The sequence below is a fragment of the Cytobacillus firmus genome, from assembly GCF_023657595.1.
Lineage (GTDB): Bacteria > Bacillota > Bacilli > Bacillales > Cytobacillaceae > Cytobacillus > Cytobacillus firmus_B.
Map to the genome: position 1 here is coordinate 3,596,049 of NZ_CP098323.1, position 19,737 is coordinate 3,615,785.

A 19,737-nucleotide genomic window follows, 5' to 3' on the forward strand; every position below is an offset into this window, starting at 1 on the left:
ATATCAGCAAATTACTTTGCTGAGCATATCGCTAATGCCAATGAATAAACCTTGCTTTCGGCCGAATCAGCCCTTGAAGTAAGAACGATTGGCGCTGTCGCCCCTGCGATAACGGCTCCTACTTTTGCTTTTGCAAAGTAGACAAGTGATTTATATAAAGCATTCCCAACTTCTATAGTCGGCACCAATAAAATATCTGCCTGTCCGGCAACTTTGCTTTTAATTCCCTTATGTTCAGCTGCTTCAAAAGAAATTGCATTGTCCAGAGCAAGAGGACCATCGACTATACAATCTTTAATCTGCCCTCTTTGGTTCATAAGAGTTAATGCTGCAGCATCCAAAGTAGCCTGCATAGCAGGATTAACCGCCTCTACTGCAGCAATTGGGGCTGCGAGAGGTTTTTCAATCCCAATGCTTTTTGCAATATAAACTGCATTTTTCAGGATTTGTGCTTTTTGATTAAGATCTGGCGCAATATTCATAGCTGCATCCGTTACGATTGTAAACCGTTCAAAGCCTGGGACCTCAAAAACAGCCACATGTGATAAAACATTTCCTGTTCTTAAGCCAAATTCTTTATTTAAGACAGCTTTTAAAATGCCTGCCGTCGGAATATTACCCTTCATCAGCACATTGGCCTTCTGATCCTTCACAGCCCTTACTGACAATTCCGCTGCATGCGCAGATGATTCTGCGTGCACGATTTTAACTTTAGGGCTTTCGGCTGCTTCGCTATGCTTCTCGTCCAGGATTTTGCGGATTTTTTCTTCATCCCCGAATAATAGAAAGCTTGCTAAGTTCAGCTTAATTGCTTCAGAAACTGCTTCGAGAACTTCTTCGTCTTCCGCTGCAGCTACGGCTACCGTTTTCTCACCATATTGGGTTGCTTTCGTTAGAAGCGAATCCAATGTCATCTGTTCAACCCCCTTACATGAAAAGCGCAGGCGTCATAGGTTCAAGAAACTTAAAATAATCGACGCCATTTTCTTGATGTTCTTCCGTTTAGTATATTTGCAAGAAGTGTGCCAACTTTAAAAGCTGTGAAAACGCTTTATTCATTAAACTAAATCATGCAATTTATTGCACAATATGAAATTTATTGCATGCCAGGTTTTGCAATTTCAAATTTCTCCAATTTGTAGTAAAGATTCCTGACTGAGAGTCCAAGCATTTTAGCTGTCCTGGTCTTATTTCCATCCAGCTTTTGAAGAGTTTGCCTGATCACCCTTGCCTCATACTGCTCAATCATTTGCGTTAATGATTTATTTTGCGCTTCTTCACTAGCTTCAATATTGGGTGACGGATTATTGGCACCCAGATCAGGAATATGCCGTTCTTCTATTTTCGTTTCGCTGTAATTCATAAAAATGATGGCTCTGCCCAAGATATTATCAAGTTCCCTCACATTCCCCGGCCAATTATAGGCCATCAGCTTATCAACAGCTTCTTCTGTCACACCTTCTACATTCCGCCCATATTCCTGGTTTATCTTTTGAATAAGTCTGCTGCACAGCAAAGGAATATCCTCCTTCCTGCGTCTTAATGAAGGAATATGTATGGGCATTCTATTCAGCCTGTAGTATAAGTCTTCCCTAAAGGTGCCATCTGCAATTCCTTTTTCTAAATTGACATTGGTCGCGGCAATTATCCGAACATCAATTGTAATAGGCTTAGTCCCTCCCACTCTTGTAATTTCATGTTCCTGAAGAACCCTGAGCAGCTTTGCCTGAGTGTTAGCTGTCAGCTCGCCAATTTCATCAAGAAAAATACTGCCTTTATCAGCTTCCTCAAATAAACCTCTTTTGCCGCCTCTTTTTGCACCCGAGAATGCCCCCTCTTCATAACCGAATAATTCACTTTCCAAAAGAGATTCTGATAATGCCGCACAATTTACCCTGATAAACTTGTTATATTTTCGGTCGCTTGCATTATGTATAGCGTGGGCGAAAAGCTCTTTACCAGTCCCGGACTCTCCTCTCAGCAAAACTGTGGCAGGAGTTTTAGCTCCAAGTCTTGCCTGTTCGATTGCAATGGTCATCTCTTCAGATGTTCCAATTATATCCTCGAATGAATACTTCGCTTCCAGTGTACGAATAATCTGTCTGGCCCGGTTTAATTCACGGTTCAGATTTTGAATTTCCGAGACGTCGTGTATAACACCAACACTCCCTTTTAATTTCCCATCAACAATAACAGGCGCAACATTTACAATTACATCCTTTCTCTTTGGACCGACCCTCATGGCCACACCTCTCATCGCTCTTCGCGTTTGAAGGACCTTCATATGAACGCTTTCACCTTCTGATATATCTGCTGTAGCAGGCTTTCCGATTACCTTTTCCTCCTCCAGACCTGTAAGCCTGGAGTATGCCGGATTGATCAAAATCCCTTTCCCATTTTCATCAACAACGGAGATGGCCTCCTCACTTGATTGAATAATTGCCTGAAGCATCGTCTGTATGTCTTTCAAGTTCGTTATTTCTTCCGCAAGTGAAACAACTTCTGTAATATCCTTAAAAACGGCAAAGGCACCCATTAATTCATTATTTTCACCGAGCATAGGGATTCTTGTCGTAATAATCTTCAGGCCATTAGCCAAAGTCATTTCCTGATTCGCTTCAATTCTCCTTGTCGCCATAACTCTGGGAAGCATGCTGTCGGTAATGATTTCATTAATTTTTTTCCCTAAAGCATCTTTCCTCTTTATTCCTGTCATTCTCTCAGCACTGCGATTAAAGACTATAATTTCAGTTTGGTTATTTATTACAATCATTCCGTCATCGGTCGAATTAAAAATCAAGTCATGCTTATATGTTTCATTTCTGAATTTCGAAATCAGCTCTTCCTTTTCCTCAAGTAATTTCGCGATTAAAAAGGCTACACTTCCAGGTATTAGAACTGTATTTTTGCTTCTGGCTTCCCTAATGTCGATAAACACTTGCTCATTTCCGGTAACTTCAATAATGATGTCAATATCTTGTTTCATAAACTGTCGCCAATCAGCGCCGGTTGGGATGCCGCTTTCGTTGGCAAGCAGAAGTCCTTCGGCATCAGGGTCGATATCCACCATGGCTTTTACATCCAAAACTGCCGTTTCTTTTATTATTTTCAGGATGGCGGTACCGCCTTTTCCTGCACCGACAATCATCACTGTTTGCATAGTCATACCTGCTTTCATTGAAAATTCTTGCATATTCAATAGAAATTACTGCAATATTCTTCATGTTTTATTTTAGCATAGGAGAAGCACTTGACAAATTTCTTTAATGATTTATGATTTCGGTAGGCAACTCGATTTGAAGGGAATTTTTTTATGATAAGACTAATTGCTTTATTAATTTTACTCCTGCCGGGCATATTGGCTGTGTATGGGATAAAATTAATGAGAGATATGGTCTTTGGCATCCTGCAAAGCCCATTTCCCTATTTATGGCTTCAATTTGTGTCAGGTTTCCTTTTCTTGATTATAGGGCTTGGCTTCATCGCAGGATTTATTCTTTATCGTGACCGAAAAAGAAACAAAGTCCAGGATCGTTTTAAATCTAAATAAGTTAGTGGGGGATAATAGTGAAGCCGCTGCAGATATCACCGGAAACAGCATTAAAGCTCGCTGAAAAACTTAATCTTCCTCTTGAGCAAATCATGCACATGCCTCAGCATATCCTGATCCAAAAAATGATGGAGCTTGAGAAAGAAGAAAACAAATAAAGTGAAACTTCATTCAGTGGGGGTTTTCCTTATCCCCCACTGATTGTTAGTTGAACCAATCGGGCCTTTACGGGCAGTTTGACCCCCACTTATCCTCCTTTGATTCTTCTAAGTCTTGAAGTGGGGGTCTTACTGCCCGTTAGACTGCGATAAAGTAAAGGTTCAGTTTGAAGCATTCAAACTGAACCTTTTTATATCTCAGCTTATTTCATGAGGAAAATAAAAAACGCCCCAATAGGAGCGCAGCAAATTAAATAAAAATTGTTATAAGTCCTTACCCTTTCAAGAAGCCTTATGCTCGAGACGAAGTTTATCGGCGACCATGGCAATAAACTCGGAATTTGTCGGCTTGGCTTTGGTCATGCTGACTGTATACCCAAAAAGAGAGGAAATTGAATCTATATTGCCGCGGCTCCAAGCAACTTCAATCGCATGGCGGATCGCACGTTCAACCCGGCTTGCAGTCGTATTAAATTTTTTAGCAATATCAGGGTACAGCACTTTTGTAATGGAACCGAGAAGTTCGATATCATTGTACACCATTGAAATCGCTTCACGAAGATATAAGTATCCTTTAATATGAGCAGGTACGCCAATTTCATGAATGATGCTGGTAATGCTGGCATCCAGGTTCTTCGGCTTTGCTTCTGCCTGGGGACGGTAAGATGGAACGGGTTTGCGGAGAAAAGAGCTGGATTTTCCGCTGACCTGACGGATATGGCTTGCCAAATTGTCCATATCAAATGGTTTAAGAATAAAGTAAGATGCTCCTAAATCCACTGCCTTTTTGGTGACATCCTCCTGGCCGAATGCAGTAAGCATAATTACATTAGGAAGTGCATTCAAATTTAATTCTCTCATTTTCTCGAGTACAGCAAGTCCATCCAAGTGAGGCATGATGATATCCAGCACAAGAACATCAGGCTGTGTCTGCTCTAAAATGTCGAGGCAATCCTGTCCATTATGTGCAACACCCGCAACTTCCATATCCTCCTGAGAAGATATATATTCCTCTAAAAGCCCGACCAGCTCCCTATTATCATCCACAACACAAACTTTTATTTTCTTCACTTACTTTCCTCCTCGGCCCATTATGGTCTCTTTAATGAATGTTCATTTGAACACGCTCTTTTTATGATTTCTATTTTCTATTCTAAATGAGAAATTCGACAATGCAACAAAAATTCCTCTACTTTTTTGAAATTTTCTTAAAAAACCACCGAAATCTCATTTTTTCTTTGGTTTTCTTCTGTTTTCGACCAGTTTCGCCATACTCTTTACAATTCGTGTATACTTGTCGAAAAATCTTTAATTATCGTCATTTTAACATAAAAAATCAAAAAGACGGGATTTCCCCGCCTTTTTATTTGATCCATTCCCTTATTAGGATGCTTTTTCTTCTGCTTTTTCATATATATTGATTCCCGCTTCATTCAGCATCCATTCGATATGAACACCATATCCTGAAGTAGGATCATTTACAAATACGTGCGTTACCGCTCCAATAATTCTGCCATCCTGTATAATCGGGCTTCCGCTCATCCCCTGGACAATGCCGCCTGTTTTATCGAGGAGCTTCTGATCCGTCACTTTTATGACCATTCCTTTTGTTGCCGGAAACTTTTGCGGAATCGTGCTGACAATTTCAATATCAAACAATTGTACTTCATCATTGTCAACTACAGTCAATATTTGAGCAGCTCCCTCTTTCACCTGATGGGATAGTGCTATTGGCATCGGTTTGTCAAAGATCCCATTTTTCATATCCCTGTTTAATTCCCCAAAAATTCCGAAAGGACTGTTCCTGACAATATTCCCGATTATTTCTTTGTCTGAGGAAAATCGTGCAAGTTTTTCACCTGGATTGCCATTACTTCCTTTTTCAATGGAAGTAACAGTCGATCTTACAATTTGGCCGTCTTCAACAACAATGGGTTTTTTCGTATCCATATCGGAAATAACATGTCCGAGTGCTCCATACTTTTTCGATTCCGGGTGATAGAATGTCATCGTCCCAATGCCTGCTGCTGAATCACGTATATATAAACCAAGCTTATAGGTTTCTTCCCCGTTTTCTTTAAGAGGAGTAAGCTCCGTTTTCACCTTCCCGCTTTCACGGCTGACAATGATTTGGAGCGGGTTGCCGCTTTTGCCTGCTTCTTGAACAAAAGGGGCAACATCTGACATCTTTTCAATTTTCTTGCCATTGATTTCTGTAATGATATCTCCGATTTTAATCCCGGCCGTTTCGCCTGGCGAAGCTTTTCCTTCAGCCGTATTAACCTGATGGTGCCCCACTACTAACACACCTACTGTATTTAGTTTAACCCCGATTGATTGGCCTCCTGGAATTACTTTAAAATCTTTTAAGACATTTACATCAACCTTCTTTATCGGAAAACCTGCCAGTTCGAGAAGCATTTCATTTTTTCCATTTTCTTTTGCTGAAAGCAAAATCGAATGGTTATCTTCCTTAAGTGCAACACTTGTATTATCTATGGACAGCCCGGCTGACACTGCTTCTGCCTTTGCAATATCCAGCTGCTGCCCTTCAAAAAGGGTAATATTTGCAGGTATTTGCAAATATTCCTGAACAGGCTTGGAAAAACCTAAAGCAATTAATGAAACAAGGAGAATTCCACCAATTATTTTGCGCAAAACATCATATGTCAAATTTTTCACTCTCCTCGCTTCTAGTCCATCCACGTCAAATGGCTACATCTTTAATTTTGCCTGCATCGATGGCATTTATAACTGCCAGTGACATAAAAAAAGCTATCCTGCTTTGGATAGCTTTTCAAGGTATTAGATCTCGCTGCGCAGCTTAAGGGCACACACCGGATATTGGGTCATAATTATTTCAGCTGTTTAGCCATATGCAGCAGCTCTTTTGCATGCTCTTTCGTCAAATCGGTAATTTCCACACCAGAAATCATACGGCTGATTTCTTTTATCTTCTCTTCTTCATTCAGAGGCTTCACTGTAGTTTTGGTCCGTCCTTCATTCGTGTTTTTAGCAATAAATAAATGAGTATCTGCAATCGCTGCAACCTGTGGCAGGTGAGAGATGCAAAGCACTTGTGAATCCACGGAAACATGATGAATCTTTTCCGCGATAGCTTGTGCCACTCTTCCGCTCACGCCTGTATCCACTTCATCGAAGATAATACTTGTAACACCTTGATGTTTTGAGAAAATACTCTTCAAGGCAAGCATGATTCGGGATAATTCCCCTCCCGATGCAATCTTAGACAGAGGCTTGAGCGGTTCTCCCGGATTGGTGGAAATATAGAATTCCGCTCTGTCAATGCCATTTTTCAGAAGGACTTCGGGATCAGAAAAGAATCTTACCTCAAAAACTGTTTTTTCCATGTATAATTCCTTAAGCTCTTTATGAATTAACTTCGTAAGCTTTAGGGCAGATTTTCTCCGCAGCTTGCTCAGTTCTTCCCCTTCAACCATAAGGTCTTTTTTCAGGGCAGTAACTTCTTTTTGCAGCTTATCAATATGGGTTTCTTTATTTTGCAAGGTTTCAATTTCTTCTTCTATTTTTGCTGCGTATTCCAGCACTTCTTCTACCGTTTTTCCATATTTTCTTTTTAGACCATTTATTTCATTCAGTCTGTTTTCGATTTCATTGAGCCTCTGGGGATCATATTCCATAAAGTCCATTTCATTGCGCAGGGAACTGGCCGCATCTTCAAGCAAATAGAAGCTGTTTGCCACATTTTCCGCTATTTCTTTATACGATGGGTCCAATTCCGCGGCATCATTCATATACCCCATAACCAGCCCAATCCAATCGAGCCCTTTTTGCTCTCCTTGAAGAGCATTATAGCCAGACTGAACTGAGTCAAAAATACGTTCAAAATTGGATAGCTTTCTCTTTTCTTCAATCAGATCCTCATCTTCATTCAATTTCAGCTGTGCTGACTGGATTTCATCAAGCTGAAATTGGATTAAATCAAGCCGGTGTGCCATTTGCTGTTCATTCTCGCTTAAATTCTTAAGCTTTTTCAAGGTGCTTTCATATAATCTGTAGATATCCTGATATTCAGAAAGGGAAGCAGAAATCTTCGTTCCTCCAAACTGATCGAGAAGAGGAAGATGCAAGGTTTCATTCATTAATTCCTGATGTTCGTGCTGACCGTGTATATCAATAAGTGAACTTCCGATTTCCCTCAAAGCAGAAATAGTGACCAGTTTTCCATTCACTCTGCAAATGCTTTTTCCTGTCTTTGATATATCTCTGCGGAGAACAATCATTCCATCTTCAATATCTATCCCAAATTCTGCAGCTCGTTTATAGCAAGGGTGCTTAGGATCATCCAGGATAAAAAGCCCCTCTAACTCAGCTTTATCTTCACCATGCCGGACAAACTCTGCAGATCCCCTGCCTCCAGCCAGCAAGTGAATGGCATCAATAATAATGGATTTCCCTGCCCCTGTTTCACCAGTTAAAACAGTTAAGCCCTTTTCAAATGAGACAGAAAGGGCTTCGATTATAGCAAAATTTCGTATCGTTATTTCATTTAACAAGCTTATCACCTCATTAGAAAAAGCAGAAGCGCTTTGCCACCGGCACCTCGAGGGGGGGACAGGCGCTCTGAACTTGAAAAATTATCTACAGCATTTCAAGAAAACGGTTTGAAATGGCTTCTGTGTCTTCTGGGGTTTTGCAAATGATCAGGCATGTGTCATCCCCGCAAATTGTCCCCAGAATCTCTTCCCAGTCAAGGTTATCAATAAGTGCGCCTATAGCCATGGCATTTCCTGGAAGAGTCTTCATTACAAGGAGATGTCCTGCAGTATCCACTCTAACAAAGGCATCCATTAAGTTTCTTTTAAGTTTTTGCAGTGGATTGAAACGCTGATCAGCTGGAAGACTGTATTTATACCTTCCGTCCATTAAAGGTACTTTTACCAGATGAAGCTCTTTAATATCTCTTGAGACTGTCGCCTGGGTAACATTAAATCCTGCGTTTTTCAATTCATCTACCAGGTCATCCTGTGTTTCGATATCGTTATTAGTAATAATTTCGCGTATCTTAATATGTCTTTGCCCTTTATTCATTTTTTCACCTCTATAATCAGCCGCTTGACAGCAGGCAGAAAAAATTAATTTATAGTGTTTTGTACTATAATGTTAGCTGATTTTCTCAATAAAGTACAATTTTCCCGTATATTATTATTATAATTCGTCCTTACACGACAAATTCCTTTAAAAAAAGGAACAGGCATCTGCCTATTCCTCTTCTTTAACCTGCTTTGTTTTCAATTCGGCGTGGGCTTCTTTTACAATCTTATCGGTCTGGGCTTTAAGGAGATTTTCTCCTTCTTCTTTGCTGCCTGACCAATACAGATGGAGGAGAAACTCTATGTTGCCATCTCCGCCAGTAATCGGTGAATAAGAAACGTCTTTGACATCATAGCCAAGACCCAAAGCAAATTGGATAATTTTATCAAGGACGGCTTCGTGTATTTTAGGATCTCTGACAATTCCTTTTTTTCCAACCTGCTCCCGTCCGGCTTCAAATTGCGGTTTCACTAAGGCAACTGTATCACTGCCTGGAACCAGCAGTGTTTTTAATACAGGCAATATAAGCTTTAGAGAGATGAACGAAACATCGATGGAAGCAAAATCAGGCATACCGGCTGAGAGGTCTGCAGGAGTTACATACCGGAAATTGGTCCTTTCCATGACAACAACCCGTTCATCCTGCCTTAATTTCCAGGCAAGCTGATTATATCCGACATCCAAAGCATAGGACATTTTTGCGCCATTCTGCAGGGCGCAATCTGTAAAGCCTCCGGTTGAGGATCCAATGTCAAGGAGGATCTTGCCTTCGATTTCTAAATCAAAAACCTTCAGAGCTTTCTCAAGCTTTAAGCCACCGCGGCTGACATAGGGCATAACCTTTCCCTTGATTGCCAGCGGAATATCTGTACTAACCTTCTCGCCCGGTTTATCCAATCTGCTTTCATTGCTGAACACCAAACCGGCCATAACGGCCCTTTTCGCTTTTTCTCTCGTTTCAGCAAGACCTCTTTCAACTAATAAAACGTCTAATCGTTCTTTCTTTGTTTTCATTTTTTAAGCCCTTTTTTGTTTTTTTCTTGCCAGTTTTCCCATTCTCTCCACAACATCGTCTACAGTCATCCCGATTTCCTCTAGTAGTTCATTTACACTGCCATGCTCAATAAATTTATCAGGTATTCCCATACGGTCGATTTCGGAATGGTGGAAGCCATGCTCATGTGCATATTCAAGAATGGCACTTCCAAAGCCTCCCTGCAGGACAGCTTCTTCTATCGTAAGAATAGGCATATTCGCTCCGAACAATTCATGCAGCATTTTTTCATCAAATGGCTTAATAAACCTTGCATTAATGACTTTAATGGAATGCCCTTGTTTTTCCAGGAGCTGAGCTGCCTTCAATGCCATTGGAATGGTTGTCCCAAAGGTTAAAATTGCTCCGTCGCTGCCATCGCGCAGAACTTCCCATGTTCCAATTGGAATAGCTTTAAGTTCTGTGTCCATCGGCACCCCAATGCCATTTCCGCGCGGGAACCGCATGGCGATTGGGCCATCGTTATACTCAATGGCTGTTTTCACCATGTGCTGGCCTTCATTTTCATCTTTTGGCATCATCAAAACCATGTTTGGCAAATGCCTTAAAAAAGCGATATCGAATACACCCTGATGCGTCTCACCATCTGCGCCAACAAGTCCTGCCCGGTCGATTCCAATAAATACATTCAAGTTCTGGCGTGCAATATCGTGTACGACCTGATCATAAGCACGCTGCAGGAAAGTAGAATATATCGCAAGGAACGGCTTCATGTTTTGAGTTGCCAGGCCAGCAGCTACTGTTGCTGCATGCTGTTCAGCAATACCCACATCATACATCCGTTCCGGAAATTCACTTGCAAAGCCTTCAAGCTTCGAACCAACAGGCATTGCTGGAGTGATTGCAACAATTCTTTCATCTTCTCTCGCAAGTTCCCTGACAGTTTCTGACACAAGCTTGCTCCATGCAGGCGGCGCAGCTGAAGGCTTCACAAAGTCCCCTGTTTCCATTTTATAAGGGCCTGTACCGTGCCAAGTGCCAATCTTGTCGTTTTCTGCAGGGTGATAGCCTTTCCCTTTTTTCGTTATAACATGGAGAAGCACCGGACCTTCTGTTTTCTTAGCATACGCAAGGTTCTCAAATAAAGCTTCATAATTATGCCCATCGACAGGCCCCAAATAGGTAAAGCCTAATTCCTCGAAGAACATGCCTGAAACAAACAGATACTTTAGGCTGTCTTTCAGTCTTTCAGCAGTTGAGGCCAATTTGCCGCCGACTGCCGGAACCTTTTTTAATAAATATTCAAGTTCATCTTTAACCCAATTATATTTACCTGCAGTCCTTAACCTTCCAAGAACATTGTGCAGAGCACCTACATTAGGAGCAATCGACATTTCATTATCATTTAATATGACAATCATATCCTTTTTTTCATGGCCGATATGATTTAAGGCCTCTAAAGCCATTCCGCCTGTTAAGGCACCATCCCCAATAACGGGAATGACATAATTGCTCTCTTTTTTCAAGTCTCTTGCAATGGCCATTCCCATCGCGGCAGATAAAGAAGTAGAGCTATGACCTGTTTCCCATACATCATGCTCACTTTCAATCATCTTTGGAAAACCGCAAAGACCTTTATATTGTCTAAGAGTATCGAATTGGCACGCACGGCCTGTAAGGATTTTGTGTACGTATGACTGATGTCCGACATCCCAAATAATTTTATCCTTCGGACTGTCGAAACACTTATGCAATGCAACAGTCAGCTCAACAACTCCAAGATTAGGGCCAATATGTCCCCCTGTGCCTGATAGCTTCTCAATCAGGAAAGTGCGGATTTCCTGACTGAGACTTTCCAATTCTTTATTCGAGAGCCCTTTTAAAAAGGAAGGGTCTTTAATTGATAACAGATCCATACTGCGGACCACTCACTTTCGTTTCTTATTCGTCCGTTTTTTTACGTATATTTTGGCAATCATGTTTATAACAAATCAAAGCTTTTTTTTTACGGCTTCCAGCCTGTCTAAAAGATAATATCTTAAGATTACCTTATTACAGGAGATTTTCCAAATGCTTTTCATTTTAAACAGTCTATCACTCCGGCCAGTCTTTCTTCGGAAAGACTCCCGGCAGCAATTCCTATCATACCAAAATATATACAATAAAGACCATCATTTTATTAAACAGCAAATGCCGCTGGTACAAATAGTACAGCGGCAAGACCATCGTTTCTTCATTCATTTTTGTACCCTGTCTTTGCGATTATGAGTATGTAATCCAGAAATTAGTGGTCCCTGTTTGCAATTAGATCTGTTATTTCTTCGAGCAGCTCTGTTTGAAGGCCTGTTTCCTTCAGCTTCTCTTTTGCAGAGCTGATATGGTATTCGAGCGCCTCTTTCGCGCCGTTCATTGTAAGAAGAGCTGGATAGGTGCTTTTATTTTTTGATTCATCACTGCCAACGGGCTTCCCGATTATCTCTTCTGTTCCTTCAAGGTCGAGAATGTCATCCCTTATTTGAAAAGCAAGTCCCAGATGATAAGCAAAATGGGATAGTGCCTGAATCGTGTCTTCATTGGCATTTGCCAAAATAGCACCTGAAACCACACTGCATTCCAGCAATTTGCCGGTCTTATGCACGTGGATATACTCCAGGTCCTCTAAGTCCAGCTGTTTGCCCTCTCCTTTAATGTCTGCTGCCTGACCTCCAACCATCCCTTCAGCACCTGCAGCTTTTGAAAGCACTTTAATTAAAGACAGCCTGGTTTCGGCTGAAGCAAATTCGTCCGGGGTTTCCGCAATGGTTTGGAAGCTGTATGTGAGCAAGGCATCGCCTGCCAGGATGGCAAAAGCTTCTCCATATACTTTATGGTTAGTCGGTTTACCTCTTCTTAAATCGTCATTATCCATACTTGGCAGGTCATCGTGAATGAGCGAATAGGTATGGATCATTTCGATTGCCGCCGCAGTCCATAACCCTTTTGCCGTATCTTCGCCAAAAGCAGCCAATGTGGCAAATAACAGCATCGGCCTGATCCGCTTTCCTCCGGCTTCAAGTGAATAATTCATCGCTTCCTTGATTTCAGGTGGAGCATTCAATTTATGTACATATTCTTTTAAATGAATTTCCAGTTTACGCTTATGCAATTCAGAGAAAGAACTTAAGGATTGCTGCTGCAAGATTATTCCTCCTCCGGAATGGCGAAGTTCGTTTTTCGGCCATCTTCCGTCAGTATTTCCGTAAGCTGTGATTCCACATTTTTAAGCTTATCATGGCATAATTTTGAAAGCTCCATGCCCTTTTTATAAATATTAATAGCCTCCTCAAGAGGAACATCGCCCTCTTCAAGCTTTTCCACAATCACTTCAAGTTCTTCCATCGCTTGCTCAAATGAAAGTTGCTTTTCATCCGCCATGCCATTCACTCCTCAATATCCGTTACCCGGCATTCAATAGTTCCATCAGATACCTTCAATTTTAACATATCATTCACTTTAACCTGAGACACAGTCTTTACCAGGGATTCCTTTTCTGTATAAGCAAGGCTATAGCCTCTATCCATGATTTTGAGAGGACTGAGCGCCTCAAGGGTTGAAATAACTCTCGCAAAATCCTTTTCTTTTGCAGCCAGGGTATTTGCCATTGTTTTGTTTAAAAGCTTATGCAGCCGATCATGTTTTTCTTTTGCCTGATCCATCAGCTGACCGGGGTGACTACGAACCAGCCTTTTTTGGAGGATATCAGCCTGTTCCTGCTTTAAATCATGCAGCCTCTTTGATCCCCGCAGCAGCTGTTCGGTGAATTTGTCAAGCTGTTCCAGTTTTTGTTCATACAATTTTTTGGGGAATCTGAAAGCATAGGATTTCTGTACCCTTAGAAGCCGTTCATTTTGCAGTGCAATTTGTTCCTTCATCGCTCTTATCAGCCTTGATTGCCTGTTAAAAAGCCTTTCTGACAAATCATCAATATGCGGGACTGCCAATTCAGCAGCTCCCGTTGGGGTTGGAGCCCTTAAATCTGCAACAAAATCGGCTATTGTAAAATCTGTTTCATGGCCAACAGCTGATATTACAGGTATTTCCGACTTGAATATGGCCCTTGCCACAGCTTCTTCATTAAAGGCCCAAAGCTCTTCAATGGAACCTCCGCCTCTGCCGATAATTAAGACATCCGCTTCCCTGGAGGCATTTGCATCCTTTATCGCTTTCACAATCGACGGAGCTGCCTGGTTACCCTGGACAAGCGCAGGGTATATAAGTATGTTCGCGATTGGATAGCGCCTTTTGAGCGTTGTCAAAATATCTCTGATTGCAGCACCGGTAGGGGATGTGATAACAGCAACTGTACGTGGATAACGAGGGATATTTTTTTTATGCGCAGACGAAAAGTATCCTTCTTTCTCCAGTTTCTCCTTAAGCTGCTCGTATGCCAGATAGAGCTCACCAACCCCGTCCGGCTGCATTTCCTGTACATACATTTGATATTGCCCGCTGGATTCATAAACGGAAATCGCTCCGCGAACTAATACTTTCATGCCGTTCTCCGGCCTGAATTTCATGGATCTCGCATTTCCTGCAAACATTACAGCTAAAATTCTGGCTTTCTCATCCTTTAAAGTGAAATACATATGGCCGCTTGAGTGCTGTTTAAAGTTTGAGATTTCTCCCTTAACCAAAATATTTTGTAAATGAGGGTCGGCGTCAAATTTTCTTTTTATGTATTTGGTCAGTGCGTGAACTGTCAGATACTGCTGTTCCTTCATAACAATCTCCTTTATGCAGAAGTCGTATTGAACCTCCTGCAAAGCAATAACACATGAAAAGCGCAAGCGCCTTGCCCACGAAGGAACGCAGACTAAGAACGCCACGTCCTCCTAAAAGCTGCCGCTTTCGGTCGTGCGATGTTTATGCTTACGAAGCCTTCCTTGTACTGGGGGCCTCAAGTGACCTCGAGGGGGTAGGCGCTCCCCCTGAAAGCTGTCGAAGCTTTCCTTGTGGAGCTGGACAATTATCAAGTTCGAGGTTATTCTATCTTACCAATAAAAAAAACTGTCCTTCCATTCAGCCTGCATCACAGGCTTCCTAAATACAGGATAATGGAAATGGACAGATTTTGCATCTATGGCGGCCAGGAATTTTAGATTTTGCTTATAGAATACTTTGCTGCCTTTAATGTGTTATGCATTAACATGGTAATAGTCATCGGCCCCACTCCGCCCGGAACAGGAGTAATATACCCTGCTTTGTGCTTAACTGTCTCGAAATCAACATCGCCGCAAAGCTTTCCTGCCGCATTTCGATTCATGCCCACATCAATCACGATTGCACCATTTTTAACATGGTCCTCCGTAATTAAATTGGCTTTACCTGCTGCTGCCACCAGAATATCTGCCCGCTTTGTATATTCCTTTAGATTAGCTGTTTTCGAGTGACAGTAGGTGACAGTTGCATCTTTATTAAGAAACAGCTGCCCTGCAGGTTTACCTACAATGTTGCTTCTGCCAATAACCACTACATGCTTTCCGGAAATGTCCGCCCCGATGCTTTCAAGCATTTCAATGATCCCTGCAGGAGTACATGGGATATAGGCATCCTGAGCTGTCATCATCCTGCCGATATTTATGGGATGAAATCCATCCACATCTTTTTCAGGAGATATGGTCTCGATGATGGCTTTTTCATTAATATGGCTTGGGAGCGGCAGCTGGACCAGGATTCCATGGATTGCATCACTTTTGTTTAACTCAGTGATTTTTCTGATAAGCTCTTGTTCGCTGACACTTTCGGGAAGTTCAATAAGCATAGAATACATGCCCAGCTTATTGCAGGTTTTCTGCTTGTTATTCACATACGTTCTGGATGCCTGATTATCCCCAGCTAAAATAACAGCCAATCCTGGCGTGACTCCTTCTGCCTTAAGCTTTTGCACTTCAGCACCGATACGATCCTGTTTCTTTCTTGCAATTTCTTTTCCATCTATTAATTCTGCAGCCATTTGTATCCCCCTATCAGAAACTCGAAAGCGCCTTTGATAAGGACTGCCGGCTTGCATCTAGAAAGTGCCAGCATATCCAGTGTATGTTTTTTAGAGTTTTTCTTTTACCTTTGATAAAACACCATTAATAAACTTGCTTGACTGATCATCGCCGTATAGTTTGGCAATCTCAATTGCTTCATCGAGCACCACATTGGCTGGCACTTCCTCTGTTAAATACAGCAGCTCAAAAACAGATAAGCGCAGAAGATTGCGGTCTACAGTGGCAAGTCTCTCCAGCGTCCATTTTTCAAGAAATCCTTTGATTTCACTATCAATTGTTTCTTTATGCTCCAGCACACCAGATACAAGTTTGCTTAGATATTCATCGTTCTTTCCGCCCTCTAAAACATGTTCGATGGCGGTCTCTGGTTCTGTCCCGCTTACATCAATTTGAAATAACGCCTGCAATGCTTTTTCTCTGGCTGTTCTTCTCTTCATCTTTATAAAACTCCTTTATGGCTAGCATAGTAATTTTCATTTTTGAGCATTTGCACGTCCAAAAATTGCATAAGAAGATAATAGCATAAGTAAGGAATCTTCGCACTACAACAAGAGCATTATGTTTGGTCAGAAACATATGCAAGAAAACTTATAATATTAATTTCCCCTTTACAAACGCCTTTATAACGATTTAGGGAGTGAATGATGAAGAGAATGAACCATAAAAAAGCCAAAGACGAGTCTGATGTCTTTGGCTTGATGTGTGTGTTACATTTCCTGTTCGTATTCAACTTCATGCTTTTGGTTTTCAAACATGATTCCTACTACGTGAATGTTTACTTCCTGGGCGTCCAGGGCTGTCATATTCAACAGTGCTTGACGGATGTTGTCCTGGATTTTTTGGGCAACGCTTGGGATGGAAATGCCGAATTTCATCAGACAATAAACATCGACTTTGATGCCTTCTTCTGTTAATTCAACTTTAACACCTTTGCCGTGGTTCTTTTTACCAAGCCGCTCAACCACTCCTGTAGCGAAGTTCCCGCGCATTTGCGCAACACCTTCTACTTCTGAAGCAGCAATGCCGGCAATAACCTCAATAACTTCCGGTGCAATTTCCACCTTGCCCAGGCCTGAATTCTCAGGGCTCATTTCGAGAATGTTATTTTCGTTCATTTTAGCACCTCCACAAGTCTTTAAGAATTCATTACATCATGCAATTCAAGAAATTTCGTATTAAACTGCCCTTCCACAAAATTTTCATGGCTTAAGAGCTTGAGATGGAACGGGATTGTTGTATGAACCCCTTCAACTACAAATTCGCTTAATGCCCTTTTCATTCTGGAAATGGCTTCTTCTCTAGTATTGCCATAAGTGATCACTTTTGCAATCATTGAATCGTAATATGGAGGAATCATATAGCCCGGGTAGGCAGCAGAGTCGACTCGGACACCAAGCCCTCCAGGAGGCAGATACATATTGATCCTTCCTGCTGATGGCATAAAATTCTTCTCCGGGTTTTCCGCATTAATTCTGCATTCGATTGACCAGCCGTTAAATGTCACATCACTTTGTGTGAAGTTAAGCTTTTCTCCTGAAGCAACCTTAATTTGCTCCTTGATTAAATCGACCCCCGTTACCATCTCTGTAACAGGATGCTCAACCTGAATACGTGTGTTCATTTCCATGAAATAGAACTTGCGATTTTTATAATCATATATAAATTCTATCGTGCCAGCGCCTGTATAATCAACCGCTTTTGCAGCTTTTACAGCAGCATTTCCCATCTCTTCGCGTGTTTCACCGTCAAGCGCAGGTGAAGGCGTTTCCTCAAGCAGCTTTTGCAGACGCCTTTGGATGGAACAATCCCTTTCCCCGAGATGGACGGTGTTCCCGTAATTGTCTGCAAGAACCTGAATCTCCACATGACGGAAGTCCTCGATATATTTTTCGATATAAACGCCAGGATTCCCGAATGCTGTAAGTGCTTCCTGCTGTGTAATTGTAATTCCTTTAATAAGCTCCTGCTCATTGCGCGCTACGCGGATTCCTTTCCCGCCTCCGCCCGCAGTCGCTTTAATAATGACCGGATATTCAATCTTTTCTGCCAGCTGGATAGCATCTTCAGCATCCTTAATGATTCCATTAGAGCCCGGAACAATCGGAACTCCTGCTTCCTTCATCGTTTCCCTTGCAATATCCTTTGTGCCCATTTTGCTGATGGCTTCAGGTGTAGGTCCTACAAAAATAATATTGCATTCTCTGCACAATTCGGCAAAGTCCGCATTCTCTGCAAGGAATCCATAACCTGGATGAATGGCGTCACAGCCGGTAAGCTTAGCGACACTTATTATATTTGTAAAATTTAAATAGCTGTCCTTAGATGCTGTTGGACCAATGCAGTATGCCTCATCCGCCAGCTGAACATGGAGCGCTTCCCTGTCAGCTTCTGAAAAGACAGCAACAGATTCAATCCCCATTTCGCGGGCTGCCCTGATAATGCGGACAGCTATTTCTCCTCTGTTGGCAATCAAGAGTTTTTTTATCATTCTGTAACCGCTCCTTATTCAGGCTTTACTAAAAATAGTGGCTGGCCATATTCTACTAATTGGCCGTCCTTTACAAGCACTTCTACAATTTCACCATTAACTTCCGCTTCGATTTCATTAAATAATTTCATTGCCTCTACAATGCAGACAATGGAATCATTCGTAACTTTTGAACCGGCTTTTACATATGCATCAGCATCAGGTGAGGATGACTGATAAAAGGTCCCTACCATTGGTGAGACAATCTTATGTAAATCTTCCGCGGCTTCCGCCTTTGGTTCAGGAGCAGCTGCTGGCGCTTCTGCTTTTGGCTCTTCCACTTTCACAGCAGCTGGCTGGACCGGCTGTGGAGCAGGCGCTAACACTTGGGCAGCTGCAGGCTGAACTTGCTGTACAACAGCGGCTTCATTGCCTTTTTTCTTCATTTCAATTTTAGAACCTTCATGCTCATATACAAATTCATCAATATTTGACTGATCTACCAATTTAATCAGTTCACGGATTTCTTGTACTTTTAACATTTTTGCACCCCTTGTTTTCTCATTGCATGATAATTCCCTTAATCCGTATGCTGATTTTGCTGAAAGATTTAGAAACATACGGCTGGAATGTTCTGCATGGTTTGAATTATGACTAGATACTAATATCATACGATAAGACCTTATAAAACTTCAACATTCTATTATGTACTGGATAATAATTTCTCTTTCCGTCCTATGTTCCATTTTAATATTTTTCTAAATGTTTGTGAAATGTTTCATTGGATTTAACCGAATTTCATCCAAAATCACTTCACATTCAGGACTTTTATACCATTTCCTGAAGCAATAGTTACCAAACTGCCAATAAAAAGAAAAGGGGAGCCCGCAAAGTTTTGCAGGCTCCCGCTACATTTTTATTTTTCAACCTGAAATTCAACAGCCACTGCCTCAAGCTTTCCAATTTCGTTTCTTACTTCCTGGATGATGTTGTTTGCAGCTGAAGCTGAATGATCTTTTGCTTTAACAGTAATTTGAACCTTCTTGCCATCGGCACGGACAAGCACATCTTCATAATCCATCGCTCTGATTAATGTTTCAAGCATCGCTTCCTTTTGTGCAATTTCATTTAATTCATCAATTTGATCTTTCGCCTTCATTCTTTCTTCGGCAGGAAGGTCAGTTTGACCAAGGACCTCCTGCAGGTCTTCCTTCATGCGGCTGCGCTCGTCATCAAGCTGAAGACGGAGATTTTCAAACATTTCATCACTGGCAGTGTTTGTAATGATCGCTTTGCCGTCTTCACTCTCAACTGACTCCATTTCACCCTGTGCCTTTTCTTCCATTCCAGCAAGGTCACTGCCTTTTTGCTCCGGTGATGTTACATAATAAACCGATAATACAACCACCAAACTCAGCATTGTTAATAGCCAGACCGTTTGTTTCTTTAAAAGCATC

19 protein-coding genes are annotated in these 19,737 nt (G+C 41.7%); 2 read left to right on the forward strand and 17 right to left on the reverse strand.

Annotated features, from left to right (window positions below; all coding sequences use genetic code 11):
- Nucleotides 1-11: 11 nt before the first annotated feature.
- Both yqiS and NAF01_RS18220 read right to left on the reverse strand, forming a co-directional pair.
- On the reverse strand, nucleotides 12-914 hold the full coding sequence (gene yqiS / locus NAF01_RS18215) for a phosphate butyryltransferase (protein ID WP_197213554.1): 903 nt from the start codon (nucleotides 912-914) through the stop codon (nucleotides 12-14).
- A 182-nt stretch (nucleotides 915-1,096) separates the two neighbouring features.
- Nucleotides 1,097-3,160, reverse strand: a complete 2,064-nt coding sequence (locus tag NAF01_RS18220; RefSeq protein WP_250800944.1) for a sigma 54-interacting transcriptional regulator — start codon at nucleotides 3,158-3,160, stop codon at nucleotides 1,097-1,099.
- A 153-nt stretch (nucleotides 3,161-3,313) separates the two neighbouring features.
- On the opposite strand from NAF01_RS18220, the gene NAF01_RS18225 reads away from it, so the two are divergent.
- Together NAF01_RS18225 and NAF01_RS18230 are read left to right on the forward strand one after the other, a co-directional pair.
- The gene (locus tag NAF01_RS18225) at nucleotides 3,314-3,550 is read left to right on the forward strand and encodes a DUF2627 domain-containing protein (protein WP_048008222.1); all 237 of its coding nucleotides are present in this window, start codon (nucleotides 3,314-3,316) and stop codon (nucleotides 3,548-3,550) included.
- Between the two features lie 17 nt (nucleotides 3,551-3,567).
- Complete coding sequence (locus NAF01_RS18230; protein WP_082138922.1) at nucleotides 3,568-3,708, forward strand: YycC family protein; 141 nt, start codon at nucleotides 3,568-3,570, stop codon at nucleotides 3,706-3,708.
- A gap of 282 nt (nucleotides 3,709-3,990) precedes the next feature.
- Here NAF01_RS18230 and spo0A read toward each other — a convergent pair whose 3' ends face one another.
- The 15 genes from spo0A to NAF01_RS18305 form a co-directional block, all read right to left on the reverse strand.
- Nucleotides 3,991-4,779, reverse strand: coding sequence for a sporulation transcription factor Spo0A (gene spo0A, locus NAF01_RS18235; protein WP_048008223.1), 789 nt, complete (start codon nucleotides 4,777-4,779; stop codon nucleotides 3,991-3,993).
- A gap of 312 nt (nucleotides 4,780-5,091) precedes the next feature.
- The gene (gene spoIVB / locus NAF01_RS18240; RefSeq protein WP_163143354.1) at nucleotides 5,092-6,381 is read right to left on the reverse strand and encodes a SpoIVB peptidase; all 1,290 of its coding nucleotides are present in this window, start codon (nucleotides 6,379-6,381) and stop codon (nucleotides 5,092-5,094) included.
- Nucleotides 6,382-6,563: 182 nt separating this feature from the next.
- Nucleotides 6,564-8,246, reverse strand: coding sequence for a DNA repair protein RecN (recN, locus tag NAF01_RS18245; RefSeq protein WP_197247550.1), 1,683 nt, complete (start codon nucleotides 8,244-8,246; stop codon nucleotides 6,564-6,566).
- A gap of 85 nt (nucleotides 8,247-8,331) precedes the next feature.
- Nucleotides 8,332-8,781 (reverse strand): transcriptional regulator AhrC/ArgR, encoded by a 450-nt coding sequence (gene ahrC, locus NAF01_RS18250; RefSeq protein WP_009332889.1) that lies wholly within the window; start codon nucleotides 8,779-8,781, stop codon nucleotides 8,332-8,334.
- Between the two features lie 171 nt (nucleotides 8,782-8,952).
- A complete protein-coding gene (locus NAF01_RS18255) occupies nucleotides 8,953-9,798 on the reverse strand; it encodes a TlyA family RNA methyltransferase (protein WP_250800945.1) in 846 nt (281 codons plus the stop codon).
- A 3-nt stretch (nucleotides 9,799-9,801) separates the two neighbouring features.
- On the reverse strand, nucleotides 9,802-11,694 hold the full coding sequence (dxs, locus tag NAF01_RS18260; protein ID WP_159344688.1) for a 1-deoxy-D-xylulose-5-phosphate synthase: 1,893 nt from the start codon (nucleotides 11,692-11,694) through the stop codon (nucleotides 9,802-9,804).
- Nucleotides 11,695-12,062: 368 nt separating this feature from the next.
- Nucleotides 12,063-12,956 carry a polyprenyl synthetase family protein gene (locus tag NAF01_RS18265; RefSeq protein ID WP_197247548.1) on the reverse strand — a complete coding sequence of 298 codons (894 nt, stop codon included), beginning with the start codon at nucleotides 12,954-12,956 and terminating at the stop codon, nucleotides 12,063-12,065.
- A gap of 2 nt (nucleotides 12,957-12,958) precedes the next feature.
- The gene (gene xseB / locus NAF01_RS18270; protein ID WP_048008230.1) at nucleotides 12,959-13,192 is read right to left on the reverse strand and encodes an exodeoxyribonuclease VII small subunit; all 234 of its coding nucleotides are present in this window, start codon (nucleotides 13,190-13,192) and stop codon (nucleotides 12,959-12,961) included.
- 5 nt (nucleotides 13,193-13,197) lie between these two features.
- Nucleotides 13,198-14,538, reverse strand: coding sequence for an exodeoxyribonuclease VII large subunit (gene xseA / locus NAF01_RS18275; RefSeq protein ID WP_197247546.1), 1,341 nt, complete (start codon nucleotides 14,536-14,538; stop codon nucleotides 13,198-13,200).
- A gap of 374 nt (nucleotides 14,539-14,912) precedes the next feature.
- The gene (folD, locus tag NAF01_RS18280) at nucleotides 14,913-15,770 is read right to left on the reverse strand and encodes a bifunctional methylenetetrahydrofolate dehydrogenase/methenyltetrahydrofolate cyclohydrolase FolD (protein ID WP_048008232.1); all 858 of its coding nucleotides are present in this window, start codon (nucleotides 15,768-15,770) and stop codon (nucleotides 14,913-14,915) included.
- Between the two features lie 90 nt (nucleotides 15,771-15,860).
- On the reverse strand, nucleotides 15,861-16,250 hold the full coding sequence (gene nusB, locus NAF01_RS18285; protein ID WP_048008233.1) for a transcription antitermination factor NusB: 390 nt from the start codon (nucleotides 16,248-16,250) through the stop codon (nucleotides 15,861-15,863).
- Between the two features lie 270 nt (nucleotides 16,251-16,520).
- Nucleotides 16,521-16,928, reverse strand: a complete 408-nt coding sequence (locus NAF01_RS18290) for an Asp23/Gls24 family envelope stress response protein (RefSeq protein WP_197247544.1) — start codon at nucleotides 16,926-16,928, stop codon at nucleotides 16,521-16,523.
- A gap of 20 nt (nucleotides 16,929-16,948) precedes the next feature.
- Nucleotides 16,949-18,301 (reverse strand): acetyl-CoA carboxylase biotin carboxylase subunit, encoded by a 1,353-nt coding sequence (gene accC, locus NAF01_RS18295; protein WP_048008234.1) that lies wholly within the window; start codon nucleotides 18,299-18,301, stop codon nucleotides 16,949-16,951.
- A gap of 14 nt (nucleotides 18,302-18,315) precedes the next feature.
- Nucleotides 18,316-18,822: an acetyl-CoA carboxylase biotin carboxyl carrier protein gene (gene accB, locus NAF01_RS18300; protein WP_250800946.1), complete on the reverse strand. Its 507-nt coding sequence runs from the start codon at nucleotides 18,820-18,822 to the stop codon at nucleotides 18,316-18,318.
- A 374-nt stretch (nucleotides 18,823-19,196) separates the two neighbouring features.
- On the reverse strand, nucleotides 19,197-19,736 hold the full coding sequence (locus NAF01_RS18305; RefSeq protein ID WP_048008236.1) for a SpoIIIAH-like family protein: 540 nt from the start codon (nucleotides 19,734-19,736) through the stop codon (nucleotides 19,197-19,199).
- Between the last annotated feature and the right edge of the window lies 1 nt (nucleotide 19,737).

What these genes read in the sequence shown, in the direction of transcription:
- accC (WP_048008234.1), bottom strand. Translation starts at nt 18,301, where the DNA reads ATGATAAAAAAACTCTTGATTGCCAACAGAGGAGAAATAGCTGTCCGC.
- dxs (WP_159344688.1), bottom strand. Translation starts at nt 11,694, where the DNA reads ATGGATCTGTTATCAATTAAAGACCCTTCCTTTTTAAAAGGGCTCTCG.
- xseA (WP_197247546.1), bottom strand. Translation starts at nt 14,538, where the DNA reads ATGAAGGAACAGCAGTATCTGACAGTTCACGCACTGACCAAATACATA.
- ahrC (WP_009332889.1), bottom strand. Translation starts at nt 8,781, where the DNA reads ATGAATAAAGGGCAAAGACATATTAAGATACGCGAAATTATTACTAAT.
- NAF01_RS18220 (WP_250800944.1), bottom strand. Translation starts at nt 3,160, where the DNA reads ATGCAAACAGTGATGATTGTCGGTGCAGGAAAAGGCGGTACCGCCATC.
- yqiS (WP_197213554.1), bottom strand. Translation starts at nt 914, where the DNA reads ATGACATTGGATTCGCTTCTAACGAAAGCAACCCAATATGGTGAGAAA.
- folD (WP_048008232.1), bottom strand. Translation starts at nt 15,770, where the DNA reads ATGGCTGCAGAATTAATAGATGGAAAAGAAATTGCAAGAAAGAAACAG.
- NAF01_RS18305 (WP_048008236.1), bottom strand. Translation starts at nt 19,736, where the DNA reads ATGCTTTTAAAGAAACAAACGGTCTGGCTATTAACAATGCTGAGTTTG.
- NAF01_RS18290 (WP_197247544.1), bottom strand. Translation starts at nt 16,928, where the DNA reads ATGAACGAAAATAACATTCTCGAAATGAGCCCTGAGAATTCAGGCCTG.
- nusB (WP_048008233.1), bottom strand. Translation starts at nt 16,250, where the DNA reads ATGAAGAGAAGAACAGCCAGAGAAAAAGCATTGCAGGCGTTATTTCAA.
- NAF01_RS18225 (WP_048008222.1), top strand. Translation starts at nt 3,314, where the DNA reads ATGATAAGACTAATTGCTTTATTAATTTTACTCCTGCCGGGCATATTG.
- xseB (WP_048008230.1), bottom strand. Translation starts at nt 13,192, where the DNA reads ATGGCGGATGAAAAGCAACTTTCATTTGAGCAAGCGATGGAAGAACTT.
- accB (WP_250800946.1), bottom strand. Translation starts at nt 18,822, where the DNA reads ATGTTAAAAGTACAAGAAATCCGTGAACTGATTAAATTGGTAGATCAG.
- NAF01_RS18255 (WP_250800945.1), bottom strand. Translation starts at nt 9,798, where the DNA reads ATGAAAACAAAGAAAGAACGATTAGACGTTTTATTAGTTGAAAGAGGT.